This is a genomic window from Aestuariibaculum marinum, assembly GCF_014596975.1.
GTDB classification, from domain to species: Bacteria; Bacteroidota; Bacteroidia; order Flavobacteriales; family Flavobacteriaceae; genus Aestuariibaculum; species Aestuariibaculum marinum.
In genome coordinates, this window is record NZ_JACVXD010000001.1 from 434,509 (window position 1) to 453,092 (window position 18,584).

Annotated in this window: 18 protein-coding genes; 8 read left to right on the plus strand and 10 right to left on the minus strand. The window is 32.7% G+C overall.

Features of this window, described 5'->3' with window-relative positions; genetic code table 11:
- Window positions 1-21: 21 nt before the first annotated feature.
- Window positions 22-1,155 carry a M14 family zinc carboxypeptidase gene (locus ICJ85_RS02000; protein ID WP_188222093.1) on the minus strand — a complete coding sequence of 378 codons (1,134 nt, stop codon included), beginning with the start codon at window positions 1,153-1,155 and terminating at the stop codon, window positions 22-24.
- Between the two features lie 335 nt (window positions 1,156-1,490).
- On the opposite strand from ICJ85_RS02000, the gene ICJ85_RS02005 reads away from it, so the two are divergent.
- The gene (locus tag ICJ85_RS02005) at window positions 1,491-1,910 is read left to right on the plus strand and encodes a helix-turn-helix domain-containing protein (protein ID WP_188222094.1); all 420 of its coding nucleotides are present in this window, start codon (window positions 1,491-1,493) and stop codon (window positions 1,908-1,910) included.
- Window positions 1,911-1,966: 56 nt separating this feature from the next.
- A complete protein-coding gene (locus ICJ85_RS02010) occupies window positions 1,967-2,335 on the plus strand; it encodes a DNA topoisomerase IV (RefSeq protein ID WP_188222095.1) in 369 nt (122 codons plus the stop codon).
- Between the two features lie 10 nt (window positions 2,336-2,345).
- Here the strand turns inward: ICJ85_RS02010 and ICJ85_RS02015 are convergent, their stop codons facing one another.
- Window positions 2,346-2,846, minus strand: a complete 501-nt coding sequence (locus ICJ85_RS02015) for a hydrolase (RefSeq protein WP_188222096.1) — start codon at window positions 2,844-2,846, stop codon at window positions 2,346-2,348.
- Window positions 2,847-2,858: 12 nt separating this feature from the next.
- Entirely contained in the window at window positions 2,859-3,620 is a 762-nt protein-coding gene (locus ICJ85_RS02020) for an MBL fold metallo-hydrolase (RefSeq protein WP_188222097.1), read from the minus strand.
- 97 nt (window positions 3,621-3,717) lie between these two features.
- Between ICJ85_RS02020 and ICJ85_RS02025 the strand changes: the two genes are divergently transcribed.
- Complete coding sequence (locus ICJ85_RS02025) at window positions 3,718-5,181, plus strand: TonB-dependent receptor (RefSeq protein ID WP_188222098.1); 1,464 nt, start codon at window positions 3,718-3,720, stop codon at window positions 5,179-5,181.
- Window positions 5,182-5,252: 71 nt separating this feature from the next.
- Here ICJ85_RS02025 and bcp read toward each other — a convergent pair whose 3' ends face one another.
- The gene (gene bcp / locus ICJ85_RS02030; RefSeq protein ID WP_188222099.1) at window positions 5,253-5,708 is read right to left on the minus strand and encodes a thioredoxin-dependent thiol peroxidase; all 456 of its coding nucleotides are present in this window, start codon (window positions 5,706-5,708) and stop codon (window positions 5,253-5,255) included.
- 87 nt (window positions 5,709-5,795) lie between these two features.
- Between bcp and ICJ85_RS02035 the strand changes: the two genes are divergently transcribed.
- Window positions 5,796-6,455, plus strand: coding sequence for an endonuclease III domain-containing protein (locus tag ICJ85_RS02035; protein WP_188222100.1), 660 nt, complete (start codon window positions 5,796-5,798; stop codon window positions 6,453-6,455).
- A gap of 431 nt (window positions 6,456-6,886) precedes the next feature.
- Here ICJ85_RS02035 and ICJ85_RS02040 read toward each other — a convergent pair whose 3' ends face one another.
- A complete protein-coding gene (locus tag ICJ85_RS02040; protein WP_188222101.1) occupies window positions 6,887-7,681 on the minus strand; it encodes a hypothetical protein in 795 nt (264 codons plus the stop codon).
- Window positions 7,682-7,846: 165 nt separating this feature from the next.
- Window positions 7,847-8,071, minus strand: a complete 225-nt coding sequence (locus tag ICJ85_RS02045) for a helix-turn-helix transcriptional regulator (RefSeq protein ID WP_188222102.1) — start codon at window positions 8,069-8,071, stop codon at window positions 7,847-7,849.
- 121 nt (window positions 8,072-8,192) lie between these two features.
- Between ICJ85_RS02045 and ICJ85_RS02050 the strand changes: the two genes are divergently transcribed.
- Both ICJ85_RS02050 and ICJ85_RS02055 read left to right on the plus strand, forming a co-directional pair.
- Window positions 8,193-8,753, plus strand: a complete 561-nt coding sequence (locus ICJ85_RS02050) for a restriction endonuclease (RefSeq protein ID WP_188222103.1) — start codon at window positions 8,193-8,195, stop codon at window positions 8,751-8,753.
- 1 nt (window position 8,754) lies between these two features.
- Window positions 8,755-9,684, plus strand: coding sequence for a DNA-methyltransferase (locus tag ICJ85_RS02055; protein ID WP_188222104.1), 930 nt, complete (start codon window positions 8,755-8,757; stop codon window positions 9,682-9,684).
- 491 nt (window positions 9,685-10,175) lie between these two features.
- Here ICJ85_RS02055 and ICJ85_RS02060 read toward each other — a convergent pair whose 3' ends face one another.
- Window positions 10,176-10,760: an RNA polymerase sigma factor gene (locus ICJ85_RS02060; RefSeq protein ID WP_188222105.1), complete on the minus strand. Its 585-nt coding sequence runs from the start codon at window positions 10,758-10,760 to the stop codon at window positions 10,176-10,178.
- Between the two features lie 320 nt (window positions 10,761-11,080).
- Here ICJ85_RS02060 and uvrA point away from each other — a divergent pair, with 320 nt between their 5' ends.
- On the plus strand, window positions 11,081-13,861 hold the full coding sequence (uvrA, locus tag ICJ85_RS02065) for an excinuclease ABC subunit UvrA (protein ID WP_188222106.1): 2,781 nt from the start codon (window positions 11,081-11,083) through the stop codon (window positions 13,859-13,861).
- 7 nt (window positions 13,862-13,868) lie between these two features.
- On the opposite strand, the gene ICJ85_RS02070 is transcribed toward uvrA, so the two are convergent.
- Window positions 13,869-14,846 (minus strand): DUF3667 domain-containing protein, encoded by a 978-nt coding sequence (locus ICJ85_RS02070; protein ID WP_188222107.1) that lies wholly within the window; start codon window positions 14,844-14,846, stop codon window positions 13,869-13,871.
- A 168-nt stretch (window positions 14,847-15,014) separates the two neighbouring features.
- On the opposite strand from ICJ85_RS02070, the gene ICJ85_RS02075 reads away from it, so the two are divergent.
- Complete coding sequence (locus ICJ85_RS02075) at window positions 15,015-15,647, plus strand: hypothetical protein (protein ID WP_188222108.1); 633 nt, start codon at window positions 15,015-15,017, stop codon at window positions 15,645-15,647.
- Window positions 15,648-15,742: 95 nt separating this feature from the next.
- On the opposite strand, the gene ICJ85_RS02080 is transcribed toward ICJ85_RS02075, so the two are convergent.
- Window positions 15,743-16,771, minus strand: coding sequence for a formylglycine-generating enzyme family protein (locus ICJ85_RS02080; protein ID WP_241739472.1), 1,029 nt, complete (start codon window positions 16,769-16,771; stop codon window positions 15,743-15,745).
- Window positions 16,772-16,989: 218 nt separating this feature from the next.
- Complete coding sequence (locus ICJ85_RS02085) at window positions 16,990-18,561, minus strand: SusD/RagB family nutrient-binding outer membrane lipoprotein (protein ID WP_188222110.1); 1,572 nt, start codon at window positions 18,559-18,561, stop codon at window positions 16,990-16,992.
- Window positions 18,562-18,584: the final 23 nt, after the last annotated feature.

The following is an 18,584-nucleotide window of genomic DNA, read 5'->3' on the forward strand; positions in this document are numbered from 1 at the left end:
ATAATACATAATTAATAGGCTTTATTTCGAAAATAATGAGATTTTTTCATTATTTATAATTACGAAAACGTTTTCGTCGCCTAAATTAATAGCATTCCCCTGCTCATTAAGTACTTCTAAACCATTGGCTTGAATGGTTTTATGTGCATAAAACCCCTTCAAATCTTCAATTTTATCGACTTTAGGAACGAAAACAACTTCATTATTAACCAAGCGCTCCTGAAACATAATACCAATATCTCCTGCTGAAGCATCTCGTATAATTACATCTAAAAACAGCTTTTCATTTTCTGGTATATCCAAATACGCCTCGTAATTATCTCCTAAAACATTATTATTAACAATATAATCAAAGGATGTTAAATAAGACATATATATTAATTCCCTTGTTTTTTCTCTTCCGTAATCCTCATGAAAATGCCCTGCCTCAAATAGAATAGTTGGAATATTTTTACTTTGAAATGTATCTCCTACACAATTTAAGTTAAACGCATCATCATACACTCCTACTTGTCCTGGAATTTCCTTTTGCAAGGCATCATTCATTACGCTGATAATCTCCATAGCAATCTTTCTATTTGACGAAATAGTACATTCCTGATCTTGTGCCGGTGATAAAAAGGATACCGTTGCAGATTTATTGGTATTCCCAGCACTAAAAATTGTTCGTTGACCATGAAGATTATAACAATAGTGTGGTTTAAAAGCTTCGAATGCTGCTTTTAAAACTAAACTTTCAGGCTGTGTTAAATTTTGAGCATCTCTATTCAAATCCACCTCATTAGCATTTATTCGAGTATAAGCCTTAGCGCCATCTGGATTTAAAATAGGTATAATGTATAAGGTGCACCCATTTAAAATGTGCTGTATTGACGAATCGTTGCTTAATAATGTATTGGTAAGATCAAAAATTGCCTTAGTGGTTGTCGATTCATTACCATGCATTTGCGACCACATTAAAATTCGCTTATCTCCAAATCCTATTTTAAACGCGTAAATATCATCGTTTAAGACAGATTTCCCGATACTTTCAAATTTCAATTGACTACTTAATGAATCTAAAATAGGTTTTATGTGATTATTGGTAATATATCGATGACTTAAACGTGACTCTTTGTGATTTAAGTAAAGTGATTTTATGGTCTCTAATTGCATGATCTTAATTTGTTGACAAATGTAAGAATTTAAAAAGTTACAATTGTCAACAACTCACTTTTTACAAATGTAAACAAGGTTTTATGTTTAGATGTATACATTTGTAAACAGAAGTATTTTCGTCAATCACATCGATTGTATCTTAACTGATTCGTTATTTGGCTAAAAACATTAAATCAAACATAAACTATTTTATTTCAGTTGTTTAATGGTGTTTAACTGAAGTTTTACTTTTAATACTTTGACATTTTTTACGTGTTTTTTGTATACATTTGTATACTATAAACATATTTTTATTACATTTGTAACACAGTAAACATTTGTGAACAGTTACAATGATAAACACAGAAGAATTTACAATACGTCTAGAGAAAGTCATCAATTTTTATGGAGAATCAGCCTCTTCCTTTGCTGAAAAAATCGGTGTTCAACGCTCTAGCATATCCCACATTTTATCTGGAAGAAATAAGCCTAGTTTAGAATTTGTGTTAAAAATACTTTCAGCCTATCCTGAGGTAGAATTGTATTGGTTGTTAAATGGCAAAGGAAGTTTTCCTGCGAAAAAAGAAACTACACCTTCACCTCCGGTTGAGGCTCCAACAAAAATCAAACAAGTTGAAGATCCGGCTCCAATTTCCAGAGCAGCCGTAAATCGTCCAGAAGAAAAAATATTTTCTGAAAATGCAAATGGAAAAACTATAGAGCGTATTGTGGTTTTTTATTCAGATGGTACTTTTAAGAACTATCACAATTAAAATTAAGATTGTTTAGTACCTTTGCTTGAAATTTTAAAACCTTATAAATCGTTCAGATGAAATTTTTTTATGCTCTAATATTTTTAAGCCTGTTTAGCTGTTTTGAAACAACTCGTAATTGTAGCGATTATAAAACCGGAGAATATTATAGTGAAGTGACTATTAATGGCGAATTATTTAAATCAAAGTTTAAACGTACTGATGATCTTCAGGTGGAAACCTATAATAATAAAATAGATTCTTCGTCACTGCGATGGATTAATGATTGTGAAGTTGTATTTAAAACCATTAATCCGAAAAACATGGCCGAGCGAAAAGATATTCATTTAAAAATCTTAACAACTACTGATAGTTCGTACACTTACGAATACTCGTATGTTGGCGAAACCCAAAAACAAAAAGGAATCGCCTATCGAGTTAAATAAATTATAGGATTTAATCGAACGGATACAAAAACGACTCCACTACATTAAATTCAATTTGTTGATTTTCGTTAATGTAATACGTTAAAAACATTTCTCCCCAATACTTACCATCTGTAAAATCGGCAATAATCCATTTATGGTTTAATAACTTAATGGTATTAATCATCATGCGCTTGCCTTCGCTCGCAGCATATGGTACAATAGGGTGTTCACCTTTTACTTCATTTAATTTATAAAGTTCGTCTTTAATAACGGGAACCAGTTCACTTACATTATAGCCTTGATTTTCAAAATAACTAATCGCATCTTCATTTCTATTGAAATTAAAATGTGATAAGTCTGTAATGTCATGCTGCATACTCACTAACGAATCTTTATACTGCTGCAGTTGCTCTTTGTAATCGCCAATATTTTGATTCATGTCTTCAAACACACGCTTCGAGTTCACAAACTGAAACAATACCAATAGCATAGCAAACACGAACAAGTACATGAAAATTCTTTGCTTCATTCTTTATTTTTTTTAAATGGTTATTTGTAATTCATCATGGGCCAAAAATACATTTTCTGGCAAAGTTTTCTCTACTTCTTCGTGAAAACCTAACAAATGACTAATATGAGTTAAATATGCTTTTCCCGGATTTACCTTTTTTATAAACTCCAGAGCTTCATCTAAATTAAAATGCGAATAATGTGGTTCGTATCGTAACGCATTAACAACTAATACTTTTACATTTTTAATTTTTTCAATTTCTTTATCCTTAACAGTTTTCATATCTGTTAAATAGGCGAAATCACCGAACCTATACCCAAATACCTGCAAATCCCCATGTTTTCCGTTTACCGGAATAACTTCTAATTCTTTTAACTGAAACGGTTTGTTTTTAACGCGATTCGTAATAACTGTTGGAGCTCCCGGATATTTGTTTTTTGTAGCAAAAATATAATCATATTTCTTGATTAAAGACTTTAATACGCGCTTGTGAGCATAAATAGGAATATCGCCTTGCCTAAAATAAAAAGGACGAATATCATCCAGACCAGCAACATGGTCGGCGTGTTCGTGAGTAAAAATAACACCATCTATTCTTTTGCATTCAGCACGTAACATTTGATATCTGAAATCAGGACCACAATCTATTACATAGGTATAATCATCCCATTCTACCAAAACAGAAACTCGTAATCTTTTGTCTTTTGGGTCTTTACTTAAACAAACCGGGTGGTCGCTCCCTATAATAGGAACCCCTTGTGATGTGCCTGTACCGAGGAAAGTTACTTTCAAAATAGTCTTAAGTTTATCACAAAAATAAGAATGTTTTTTTGTTTCACTTACTTATTTAATATCTTTACTCCACAATAGAAAATAACCTTAAAAACCTATGGAAATAAGCATAAAAGGTGATAAAGAATTTGATGATATTCCTTCGTTAAAAACTAAAGCTCTCCGAATTAATTTAAACGAAAATATTTACGGAACCTTCGCCGAAATTGGTGCCGGACAGGAAACCTGTAGACATTTTTTTAGAGCGGGTGGTGCTTCTGGAACAATAGCAAAGGCGATGTCTGCTTACGATAAAGATTTTAGTGATGCTATATATGGCGCCGAAGATGATGGTCGTTATGTAACTGAAGCACGTTTAAGAAAGATGTTAATCCATGAGATGAATCTTATGGAGAACCGTTTAACACGTGAAAAAAATCCGAATAAAATCTTCTTTACCTATGCCAATACTGTAGCAACTATAGATTTTGCTAAACAATTTAAAGGCCACGGCTGGGTTGGTATTAAATATCAGGTTGAAGCTGGTGGTGATTATAATGAAATTATTTTACACCTTCGTTTTAAAGAAAACGACGCAAGGCACCAGCAGGAAACGCTTGGTATTTTAGGAACCAACTTAATTTATGGGGCTTTTTACAAATACAACGAACCTAAAAAACTACTACGTTATTTATATGATCATTTAGATAAAGATCGTCTAGAGATTGACACTATCAACTTCTCTGGTCCTGTCTTTAAAAATGTAGATAACCGTTTAATGAGCTTACAACTTGTTAAAAATGGAATGACAGACGCCGTAATGTTTGGTCCTGACGGAACCAATGTTTTACCAGCCAAAGTATTCTATAAGAAAAACATTTTAGCGCTCCGTGGTAGTTTCAGACCTGTAACCAAGGTGAACATGGAAATGTATGAGAAATCATATGAGATGTTTATCAAAGAAAACAAAGTAGATAAAGAGAAGACCGAAGTGGTTTTCGAGATTACTTTATCTAACTTAAGAGCTGAGGGTGAAATTGACGAGCAAGACTTTATTGATAGGGCCGACTTATTATGTGCTCTTGGGCATTCGGTAATGATTTCAAATTTCCAGGAATACTACAAAGTAGTTGAGTATTTCTCTAACTACACCAAATCCAGAATGGGATTAGCTATGGGAGTTAGTAACTTAGTCGATATTTTTGATGAGAAATATTACAGACACTTAAGTGGTGGTATTTTAGAAGCCTTCGGTAAATTGTTCTTTAAAGATTTAAAAGTTTACCTATATCCAATGCACGATCAGGAAACTGGAGAATTAATAACCAGTGAAAACCTAAAAGTGTATCCGCGTATGAAAGAATTGTATAAATTCTTTAAATACAATGGTAAAGTGATTGATATTGAAGAGTACGATTCTACCATCATGAATATTTTCTCTCGCGAAATTTTAAACATGATTGCCAATGGTGAAAGTGGATGGGAAGATATGGTACCAGACGGAACGGCTGAATTAATCAAAGATTATAGATTATTTGGTTATTCTAGAAAACCATTAACTTTAATTAGAAAAAGAAAATAATATTTTCTACACATACAAATAAAAAAGCAGCTTAATAAAAGCTGCTTTTTTATAGAATATCATTCTAAAGATTAGGCTTCTAAAATTTGAGCAGCGTGATCTTTAGTTTTCACCTTTTCTATTACACGCTCCACAATACCGTTTTCATCAATTAAAAATGTCATGCGATGAATTCCATCGTACTCGCGACCCATAAATTTCTTAGGCCCCCAAACTCCGAAGGTATTAATAACAGTCTTGTCTTCATCAGCTAGCAACGGAAAGGGGAATTCATATTTGTTTTTAAAATTACTTTGTCGTTTAGCACTATCGGCACTAACTCCCAGTAATTCGTATCCTTTTTCTTTTAAAACTTCAAAATTATCTTTAAGATTACATGCTTCAGCTGTACAACCTGGCGTGCTCGCTTTCGGATAAAAAAATACGATTAACTTTTTGCCTTTATAATCACTTAGGGACACTGTGTTTCCTTGCTCATCTACAGAAGTAAAATCTGGAACGGTATCACCTGCTTTTAATGTGTTCATTTATTTAATTTTTACAATTTAAAACCATTTCCAAAGTGTAATACAATAGATATATTAACTTTGCTTTTCTACAAAATTATGCAATTTATGACCAAGGAACAAAAGATTGAATTTGTAATAACTACCTTAAAAGAATTATACCCAACCATTCCGGTGCCTTTGGATCATAAAGATCCTTACACCTTATTAATCGCAGTACTAATGTCTGCGCAAAGTACGGATGTTCGTGTAAATCAAATTACACCTTTATTATTTGAGAAGGCTGATAACCCTTATGATATGGTAAAGTTAACGGTTGAAGAAATTAGAGAAATTATTAAACCTGTTGGGTTATCACCAATGAAAAGCAAGGGCATTCATGGTTTATCAAAAATACTAATTGAAAAACATAATGGTGAGGTCCCACAGAATTTTGAAGATTTAGAAGAGTTACCTGCCGTAGGCCATAAAACAGCTGGCGTTGTCTTGTCGCAAGCCTTTGGTATTCCTGCGTTTCCGGTAGACACGCATATTCATCGATTAATGTACCGTTGGAATTTAAGTAACGGTAAAAGTGTTGCGCAAACGGAAAAAGATGCCAAGCGATTATTTCCTATGGAATTATGGAATGATTTACATCTTCAAATTATATGGTATGGACGTGAATACTCTCCTGCACGAGGTTGGGATTTAGATAAAGATATTATAACCAAAACCATTGGAAGAAAATCGGTGATAAACGATTATTATAAAACAAAAAAGTCCTAATTTTCATTAGGACTTTTCCAACTTAATTCAGAAGCGCTTCAAACTTCTTTTTATTACAATTTATAACTTGATAACGTAGTATTTTTTTTGGATTTGTATCGTATTAATTTACAATGTTTTAAAAAACAAAACAGGACATGCTCGTATTTTTGTTTGTATTTATGTCCACTAAAAGACACTTTTCGTGCGTTAAGCGGACATTTTTTTCGGGCTTATTTCGGGGAGAATACTAAAATGAAATACGAATTAAAATACGAAAACGCTTTCTCAATAAATTGTAGAAGAAAATTCAAATTAATGTATTTAATAAAAACCAAAATTTGTTTAGAATTGTAACTTAAAATCACATTATAACCATTCCTCTTAATTATTTAACAATAATAAATACAATCAAACATAGGAGAATCCTACAATATCAAGTTTAATCTATATTACATGTTATTTTTTTTAATAAAATTAATACTATCCTCTATTTGACTTTCGACTTCTGTTTTAGTTCGATAATCAAGGGGAATTGACATGTAGGTAGATAATTGAAACATGCTAAAATTTAAGTCTAATGCCCCATCATAGTTTTTAAAACTTGTAATGTTATTTAGGTATTTTATTTTATCTTCAGAATCAATCGTTAAAACATAACCGTATGGAGGAAATGCTATTTCCGAACAATTTATAGGCTGTCCTCCCTTAAAATCTGCTTTTACCATATGGTTTACATATCTAATATTTTCTGCTCTTGTCAAATATGCAAAAACTTTAAATTTATCTGGCAATGTTCTTGTTTCCTTGTTGGAGACAAATTCAGAAAGTTCAGGGTAAGCATCTAAATAGAAGTCTCCATTTATAGCTAAAAACATTGATATTATTTGTTTCATTATTTTTAAAGGTTCAATTTGTTTAATTGTATACTTGTGCAAATAAAACTCTCTATCAAGTAAAATCTCAAATCCACCAGTCACCCACCTCTTGTAAGCTGGCACATATTCTGAACCTAAAAAGCTATTGCATTTTTTACAAAATGAATTAAAACCTATTCCTCCTTGTTTTATTTTTCCTTTTGGGGGATTTTTAAAAGGATTTTCATTTTTAAAATAATCTTCAAAAGCGACAGATGCGTATTTAGTATTACTATTAAACGTAGTTTTTGGAGGAACGTGTTCGAATGACAACATTGTTTTCTCTCCGCAAAGACGACATTTCCCAGAAATCATTTTATGTCTACCCATGCTTTTTATTTTCGACTTACTGTTAAACAAAAAAAATAGTAGCGGATTTACACACAGTAATTTTTCACTTCAACACAGATCTTTTTATATATACTTACTTTAGTATTTGTGATTAAACCACTATTACTTTTATAAATTAGTACCTACTGGCTATTTCCGTTCTGTTTAGTTTTCTACGTTGGTATTATCATGCAACAGTTTAGCTACGGACACGCCTAATATTTCCGCAATTTGAAAAAGTGTTTCTAAAGAGGGTTGCATATCATTCGTACACCATCTTGAAACCGTAGATTTATCTTTGTCAATTTTTTCTGCCAACCATTTACTTGACCTTTCTTGTTCTACGAGGACGATTTTAATTCTGTTATATTTTTTATTATTGCTTTTCACGAAAATAAATTTGCGTTTTACGAAACCATCATTTATATTTGTGAAATATATTTAAAATTAGACGGATTTTGCGATTTTAATTGATTTTCTTTGTTTTTGAACAAACGAGAGTTAATATATAATGAGCAAAATTGAAGATAAGTTAAGTGAAGTTTTAGAGAAATACTCTGAGAATTTCACCACTAAAGTATATAACGATGATTTTAATGATACAGATGTTTTGATGGAAGCATTCGGTATTACACAGGAATTGAAAAGTGAAAACAAACAATATTGGGGGCGCGAACTTGGTAAGTGTTGGGAAAATCTTTTGAGAGATTTGTTTGAAGCTACTTGTGCAGATTTTGAACCGCCCAAAAGATTTGGTACAGATGAACCTGCGGATTTCTTTTGTGGTAAAGACGCTATTGACACGAAATATAGAGTAGGTTCAGGTGATTCAGGAACTTTGAAAAAATTTGAATCTTATGGTAAATTATTAATAGAAAAAGGATACAGACCCGTCTTTTTGTTTTTAAGAACTGATAATTTGCAGGCAGCATTAACTAAAATGGATGCTGGTAGTTGGATTAAGTATATGGGTGATGACACGTTTACTTATATAAAAGAAAAAACAGGTTTCGACTTAAAAGAATGGCTTATAAAACTCAAGAAAGAAGAAACTTTTAAAATTGACAGATAATATGTTTGAAATAAATAAGGTTTATTCAGGTGATTGCATTGATGTAATGAAGGAATTCCCTGAAGAATCAATTGCTTGCTGCATTACTGACCCACCGTACAACTATGAATTTATTGGTCATAAGTGGGATGATTCTGAAGTCAAAAGAAGGACTAAAAGAGTCAAGGATAGCAAGACAATGGTTAAGAATATTCCTTATGGAAGTGGTCTTGCTGGTGGTGTAAGAAACGCTAGATGGTACGAAAAAAATCGCAAGAATGATTTAGATTATATGAAATGGTGTCAATTATGGACTGATGAATTATTTAGAGTCTGTAAATCAGGTGCCCCTGTCGCTGTTTTTAACAGTAATCGTTCAATAGCACACGTTCAAATAGCATTAGAAAATAGTGGGTTTTACACTAGGGATTTATTAGTTTACAGAAGAAATTCTGGAATCCCTAGAGGTCTTAACTTGCAAGGGAAACTACATAAATTGGGGCATCCTGATGCTGATAAATGGGAAGGATGGCATAGTGCTTTTAGAAATGAATGGGAAGCCGTGGTAATTGTTCAAAAGCCTTTAACAAATAATTATTGGGAAACTTTGCAAAAAAACAATGTAGGTGTTTTTAAAACTGTTAATGATGATGGTACATTCCAATCAAATATCTTAGAAAATTTATCTAAAAAAGACAAATCCGAGAAATATAGTCATTGTACTGTAAAGCCTCTAGGTCTAATAAAAAAATTGGTCGATACTTTATGTCCACCACATGAAGAAAATATAATTTTCGACCCATTCGCAGGTAGTGGCACAACATTAGTTGCTGCTCAGGATTTAGGGTTCAATTATTTAGGAATTGAGATTGAGGAAAATTATATACCAATAATAAATGAAAGATTAGAATCTACTAATCAATTCAAAGAGTTAAATCCATCTCTTTTTTAGAGTTTTTAAACAATAATATTTTTTCGTTTTTTTTGACAAACGTTCTTTTAAATTTTAAAGTAAGTAAAAACCGTTTTCAAATTAATTTGTTTGAAAACGGTTTAGAACTAAAATAAGAGATTTTATTCTCTTAAAAACAATTTATAACACTTAAAAAATTTTAATAACACCTTGTATAAGCACACATAAATACGAATTAAAATACGACCATATTTGTACAAAAAAAATCGGGGCTCGGGTTTATTTCGGGGAAAAAATAAATACGAATTTTGTAAGTAACTGACTCAATTTAAATTAGTTAGAAATATCTTTTTTTCATTTAAACTTATAACACTTAAAGCCTTTGAATAACTTAGAAGAAATTTAACCGTTTCTTCTCGCGGTTCCATTGCATTCGATTTTTTAATAGAATTTTCAGAGTAAAGTTTTGCCATTATATTAATTTAAGGATTCATTTAAATTACTAACGTGGCAAAAATCAGTTTATTGCATCAATTCGTTAAAATAATATTATGCTTATCAATTATTTTTCTCAAGTTGATTAAAGCATATCGCATACGACCTAAGGCCGTATTAATGCTTACCCCTGTTTTATCTGATATTTCTTTAAAGCTTAAATCGTCGTATATACGCATTAACAACACTTGCTTTTGGTCATTCGGCAATTCATCAACCAAACGTCTTACATCATTCTCCACTTGTTTTTTTATAATCGTACTTTCTGCGTTTAAACTCTTGTCGCTCAACACCGAAAAAATATTAAACTCCTCTGTGTTATCAAATTTAGGCATGCGGTTGTTCTTTCTGAAATAATCAATCACAAGATTATGTGATATACGCATTACCCATGGTAAAAATTTACCTTCTTCGTTGTAAGCACCTCGCTTTAAAGTGCGAATCACTTTAATAAAGGTATCCTGAAAAATATCTTCAGCAACATCTCTATCGTATACCTTAGAAAAAATAAAACTGTAAATTTTTTGCTTGTGCCTGTTTATAAGAATTTCCAGGGCACTTTCATCTCCTTTAATGTAGCTACTAACTAAGACAGCATCTTTTATGTTATCGTATTGCATAATCATTACTTTTTAAGCATAGAAGAAAACTTCCAAGCTTTTGGGGTTATAAATTTTAAAGTAATGTTATGCTATAGGCAAGTTTATGTTAGTTTGACAAATTGATTAATAGACTCAAATATAACAACAATCGTTCCTAAAACAAAAATAACATGACTTTTTTTATTGTTAAGCCGATGATTTATTCCTTTTTTATCATAAAAATCTAATTTTCAATCAATATTTTATTATAAATACCTAGGATAATTTCATTTAAAGCAGATTATATTTAACAGAATAAATACTTTAGTATCTTTGCGAAATCATTCCTTTTAAGATCTATGAACACTACTATTTCTGAAGTAAATCCGAAAGAAAATATTATTATAAAAGGTGCAAAACTGCACAACTTAAAAAATATAGATGTAGTAATACCACGCAATAGATTGGTGGTTATTACTGGTTTATCTGGTTCTGGTAAATCAAGCTTAGCTTTCGACACCTTGTATGCGGAAGGGCAACGACGTTATGTAGAAAGTCTGTCAAGTTATGCGCGCCAATTCTTAGGACGTTTAAATAAACCAAAGGTCGACTACATAAAAGGAATAGCTCCGGCCATCGCTATTGAGCAAAAAGTAAATTCAACAAACCCAAGATCAACAGTAGGGACAAGTACGGAGATTTACGATTACTTAAAATTATTATACGCCAGAATTGGTAAGACCTACTCGCCTATTTCAGGATTAGAGGTGAAAAAGGACACGGTAACAGATGTACTTGAATTTTTAAAAACTTTTCCTGAACGCGAAAAATTATTATTGCTATCTCCTATCCATTTAGAAGATGGTCGTACTATGGAGGATAAAATAAATGCCTTAGCACAACAGGGTTATGCTAGGATAAAAGTAAGTGACCGCGTTATACGAATAGACGAAGCTGAACATCTTTCAGAAAAAGATGAAGTTATGTTAGTCGTAGATCGAATTGTAATTAAAAATGATGAAGATTTTTATAACAGATTAGCAGATTCCATTCAAACCGCATTTTTTGAGGGTAAGGGCGAATGTTTTATCGAAACGCTATCAGATAACAACTTACGCCACTTTTCAAATAAATTCGAACTTGATGGCATGAGTTTTTTAGAACCTAATGTTCATCTTTTCAGTTTTAATAACCCTTACGGTGCCTGCCCTAAATGTGAAGGCTATGGTGATATTATTGGTATTGATGAGGATTTGGTTATCCCAAACACAGCTTTATCAATTTATGAAAATGCTATTTTCCCATGGCGCGGCGATAGCATGAGCTGGTACAGAGATCAATTAGTAAATAATTCTCATAAATTCGATTTCCCCATACATAAACCCTATTTTCAATTAAGTGATGACCAAAAACAGCTAATTTGGGATGGTAATAAGTACTTTGAAGGATTAAACTCTTTCTTTACTGAATTAGAAGCTAAAGCTTACAAAATACAAAACCGAGTGATGTTATCACGCTACCGCGGAAAAACCAAGTGTAAATCCTGCAATGGCAAGAGATTACGCGTTGAAGCAAACTACATTAAAATAGCAGGTGCGACTATTACCGATTTGGTAGAAATGCCGTTAGACCGATTAGCTGAATTCTTTAGAACTCTGGAATTAAACGAACACGATACTAAAATTGCTGATAGACTTTTAAAGGAAATTAATAATAGATTAGCCTTCTTGTCCAATGTTGGCTTAGACTATTTAACCCTAAACAGAAAGTCCAATACGCTATCTGGTGGTGAAAGTCAGCGCATTAATTTAGCAACGTCTTTAGGCAGTAGTCTTGTAGGGTCGATGTATATTTTAGACGAACCAAGTATCGGGTTGCATCCTAAAGATACCGAACGATTAATATTAGTCTTAAAGCAATTACGTGATTTAGGCAACACGGTAATCGTGGTAGAACACGACGAAGATATTATGAAATCGGCAGACACCATTATCGATATCGGTCCTGAAGCCGGAACCTTTGGTGGTGAGGTTGTCGCTTGCGGAACTTTTACAGAATTACTTGATTCAAAATCATTAACCGCTCAATACTTAAATGAATCATTAAAGATTGAGATTCCAGAAAAGCGTCGTACTTCTAAATATTACGTAGACATTTTAGGGGCTCGAGAAAACAATTTAAAAAATATTGACGTCCGGTTTCCTTTAGGTATGCTTACGGTAGTTACCGGGGTTTCCGGAAGTGGAAAAAGCACCTTAGTTAAAAAAATATTATTCCCTGCTTTACAGAAAAAACTAACTGACTTTAGTGATAAAGCGGGGCAATTTTCGGATTTAGAAGGGAATTTCAGTAACATCAAACACATCGAATTTGTAGACCAAAACCCTATTGGGCGTTCTTCAAGGTCTAACCCTGTAACATATATTAAAGCCTACGACGATATTCGAGCATTGTTCTCAAAACAGAAACTTAGTAAGCTTAGAAATTACCAAGCCAAACACTTTTCATTTAATGTAGATGGCGGACGTTGTGAGACTTGCAAAGGAGAAGGTGAAGTAACCATTGAAATGCAATTCATGGCTGATGTGCACTTAGAATGCGAAACCTGTAAAGGAAAACGTTTTAAGAAAGAAGTTTTAGAAGTTCAGTTTGTTAATAAAAGTATCGATGATATTTTAAATTTAACCATTGATGATGCTATTGCCTTTTTCGAAACTAATAACGAAACAAAAATTAAAAACAAGCTACAACCTCTTCAGGATGTTGGCCTTGGATATGTAACTTTAGGACAAAGTTCCTCCACGCTTTCAGGGGGTGAAGCGCAACGTATTAAGTTAGCTTCCTTTTTAGGTAAAGGAAACAATAAAGAGAAAGCTCTTTTTATATTCGATGAACCAACCACAGGATTGCATTTCCACGACATAAAAAAGCTTCTAAAATCATTTAATGCTTTAATTGAAATAGGGCACTCTATTATAGTTGTAGAACACAATATTGAGCTCATAAAATGTGCCGATCATATTATAGATTTAGGTCCTAATGGCGGAGAACATGGCGGTAATTTAGTTGCTTCTGGAACACCTGAAGATATTATAAAATCCCCGTCCATAATTGGAACATATTTAAAAGATAAATTGTAAAACAATTCTAATAAAACAAAAAAGCAACCATAAACATTACCACTATTGCGGCAGGAATTACCATTAGCAAAAAAGAAAATGTCGCCAAAAAGCTTTTAAACAAACTCTTTAGTTTGCTTTGGTTATAAAATTTTATAATAGCAAAATAGAAATAAATAAAAACCACAATCAGCACGATATTATTTAGCCAGGACATCGGTTGCCAAATTAAATCTACTATCACTAAAAAGCTAAATAGCATAAATACAAACGCAAAGAAATACAAGCTAAACACGAGATTGTAAGAGAACGGAACTTTTTTATAATACAATAGTTTTAATATAAAAGCGAAAATAGGCAACAAAAAAAACATAGCTATAGGTATACTATCGTAAAAAGCCTGTAAAATAGACCCTCCATTCCGTTGCTTATAAAATTTTAATATTTGGGCATAAATCCTTCTTTTAAAAAATCCTGCATCACTATTCACCCCCATTGCTTGAAAGATAGCTTCTTTAGGGGCATCAATAGCTATCAAAGAGTCGACTGTTCTTCCATCAAACGAAAAATCGTTTTTATCAATATATTTTGTGGTCGTTACATTTCTTAAAGAATCTATAATTTGAGTCTTCAAACTATCATGTACAACAACAGGAATTTCCTTTTTTTCTAGAACTTTATTAACTGTTTCAACTTGTTTTCTACTAATAAACGAAAACAAAAAGAAAAACACCACAGATATAAACAAATACATTTGCGCTGGATGTAAATACAACAATCGTTTGCCTTCAACAAAACGTTTCGCTAAATACCCAGGCTTAATCATGAGAGGAATAAAACTCTTAAAAAAACGCGCATCTACAGAAAAGTAATTACTAATTGTATTGTAAAACAATACCGAAACGGTAAGTTGATCATTTGATTTTTGTCCACAATACGGGCAAAAATCAAAACCTTGCTCAAATCTATTTTCACAGTTTCTACAAGTTTCTAAAGGTTTTTTCATCTGATAATGGTTGGTTGTTATAAAAATAATAAAAATCTAAGCACTCCAACAAAATGTAGATTACTGATAAACAGAAGTGTATATTTTTGGCACGCAAATTGGTCAATTGATAAACGAAGCGGAAACCGAAAAGCTTATGAGTAGGTAAAATCAAAAAAATGAACGATTATGAAAACACTAGTACTTTTATTCGCAGGGATGCTTTTTAGCACAAACAGTGTTATGGCTTTAGATTTAAATAAAACAACTATAAATACCCCAAACCATTACCGTTATGTTCAACCTGTAACTTTCGTTGAAAATGGTATTGAATTTTCAATCTTCCCTGATGGAAATTTTGATTATGAATTTCTATATAATACAACATATTATAATTCGAACTCTAGAAGAAGCTCTATCAATGCATCTTACAGTAATCCTAGAGTAAGTGTAAATTATACATCTACGTCTCCAAATAGAAATTTCATCTCAAGAGACAGAAATGGCACGATTCGTGATATAGGAAATATACCGATTAATTACGACCGTACTGGAAATGTAACCCAAATAGGTTCTGTTTTTATTGGTTATGGTCGTGGTAAAAACGCAACTTTAAACCGAGTTGGAGGATTAACAGTTAACTATAACAGTTGGGGGCAAATAGTTTCTACAAAAGGATATGTAAACTCAAATAATCGTCATGTGAATTATTGTGTCATTGAAAACGACCTATCGAATAATTATTCGCATCACAATAACAACGATAGCTATTACTATTACAAGAAAAATGGTAAAACAAAGAAATTGAAAAAGAGAAATTAGATTTTTTATTAGTTAGTTAAAGATTCCCGGATCCGGTTTTCCACGAGTTCGGGATTTTTTTTTTGAATAAACTACTTATTTTTACAATAGAACAATTACTTCAACATATCTGGAGTTGCAACAGTTCTAAACCCTATATGATCTGAACTCGAATTAGGCTCCATCCCCATTTTGGCTGAAATTCTGAAACTTGCACAATACGAAGCATTACATAAAAAAGAACCACCTTTAATCACATGTTCTTCAATATAAGGCTTACCTATACTATATCCTTTTTCGGCACCTTTTGGATTTTCTAATATCTGATTCTGATTAATTTGGTTATAATAATTTTCGTTAAATAAATCACTTGTTAATTCCCAAACATTACCTAACATATCATATAAACCAATACTGTTAGCTGAATAGGATTTAACAGGAGCAATCAATTCAAATCCGTCCTTCGACTCATTTTTTATAGGAAACACTCCTTGCCACGTATTTGCTTTTTCGTTTAAGACTTCGGCATCATCACCCCAGGTATACACTTCATCTCTATGTATCCCTTGTGCCGCCGATTCCCACTCGGCTTCGGTTGGAAGTCTACGATTTGCCCATTTGCAATAGGCTAAAGCATCTTCTAAAGCAATATGCACCACCGGATAATCATCTTTACCTTCAATGGAACTTTCTGGCCCCTCAGGATGTTTCCAGTCTGCTCCTACCTGCCAACGCCACCATTGCTCATAGTTACGCATATTAGCGACTTGTTTCACCTCTTTATTAAAAATTAAACTTCCTGGTTTTAAAACTGAATCATGAGGCTTAGGAGTTCCTTCTGGCAGCTCCTTTTTTAGATCTTCCCAATCAATAGGTCTTTCGGCAACTGTTATGTAATCAGTAGCGCTTACAAAGGCTTGAAACTGCTTATTGGTTACTTCAGCGGCATCTATAAAAAAGCCATCTACAGAAACTATATGTCCGGGTTTCTCTCTAGGTAAAGCAAATTTATCATTTTGTTTTGCGCCCTGAGTAAAGGTTTTAGGTTCTACCCAAACCATACCTTTCGGTGCTTTTATTTTTTCAGAAACACTTGCCGTATGTAATTGTGTGGTGTTCTTACTATCTGTTTTACAACTAAACATGATAGTCATTGAAAAAACAAAAAACAAGGTGTGACACTTAAAACTTACTTTCATTGCAAAACCATTAATTTGGTGAATATTTTATAAAGTTGAAAAGCAAATATAAGAGTTAGAACATAAAACCTAATGACTTTTTTAAGGTATTCTGTAAATCTTAATTACAAAAAAAGCCTTTCATTAATTTGAAAGGCTTTTTGATTACACTTATAAATCAAACTTTAATTCACATCCCAGAAAATCTTTGTGGTCATATTGTCCATAGAAGATACTTCAGAGAAGTTTTCTGTATTTAATGCTCTCTCTTTATCCGGATAAATCCACCTTACTGGAGGTAAAGATTGCACATCAGAATCATCTGGCATAAACTCTAATTCAGGTAAGTCTAAGCGACGTTGCTCTGCCCAACTCTCACGTAAATTAACAACTCCATAATGAATCCATTTTTGTGTAGCAATTAACTCTAATTTTTCAGCCTCTGTACCAGACCAAGCTACACCAGCACCTGCAACATAATCAGCCACCTCTGTTGCTCCTAATGCATCTACTTCTCCAGAAATATCATTATTTGTAATTGATCTCACCCAATAATACCATTCTACAGATTGTTCGATACCCATTTCGTAAGCTTCTTGCGCCATAGCATCGTTTCCACTTCTTAAATAGTATTCTGCTTTAATAAAGCTTACTTCAGCGGCATCCATGATTACACCAGGGAAAACCTGATTTAAGTTGAATGTCGATCTGCTAAATAAACTTACCTCTCCATCATCAGCTGCAGTTTGTTGACTAGTAGCATCAGCTAAAGGATCTATACCTTGATAATCGTCATTTACCGTTTTCTCAAAATAAACACGTAATCTTGGATCTGTATTAGCAACCATATGATCTACCATTAGCTTCCCAGCATAATTAGTATACCATCCATCACTACCAAATCCATCCTCAAACCCTCTAGAGTTAATATCAGAATCAACGTTTACAACTTCTATCTGTACATTCTCATCATTAGAATCGATTGTTGGATATGATCCGCCTAAAATTGCACCCATTTCAGTACTTGCACGAGCTGAAAACTCAGAAGTTCCTGACACACGATTAAGTAGTCTTAAACGTAACGAGTTACAATATTTTTTCCATAAATCAAGATCTCCATAATTCACATAATCCTGATTAGCAAATATAGTTGTTGTTACAGCACTTAATGACGTACTATTTAATTCGTCTGCTATAATGGCTAAATCATCTAACATCATAGTGTATAAATCATTTGAAGCATCGTATGCAGGTAAAGACGAAATGTAATCCCCGCCGTTTGTACTCAACATCCCAGCTTCATTAAATGGAATATATCCAAATAAATCTACCATTTCTTGAGTATGATCGTAAAGGTATATAGTCGCAGCTTGCATAAAAATTTTGTTAGCAGCCTGCTCCTCATCTGACAATCCGTTATAAATTTTTTGAAGCTCTCTGTATTGCGTTAACATACTGTAGTATTGATTCCATTGCTCATCTACAGTCGCCGCTCCAACTTTATATTGACCTAGGCCATTTAACCATCCAGCGGCTTGTGTCCAAGGTAATAATGTAGGTCTTAATATGATAAAATAATTATTATATTCGGGTAATACATACTTTGCATTGGCAAATAACACTCCTGTAAACTGCTTTGCCACTGTTGTTTCGCCAATTTTGTCCGGATCTTTATAATTATCGCTAAAATCTGATTCTGAACATCCAGTACTAAAAAGTCCTAATGCCAATAACCCTATGAAAATATGTTTCTTCATGTTGTGTCTTTTAAAATTATTCA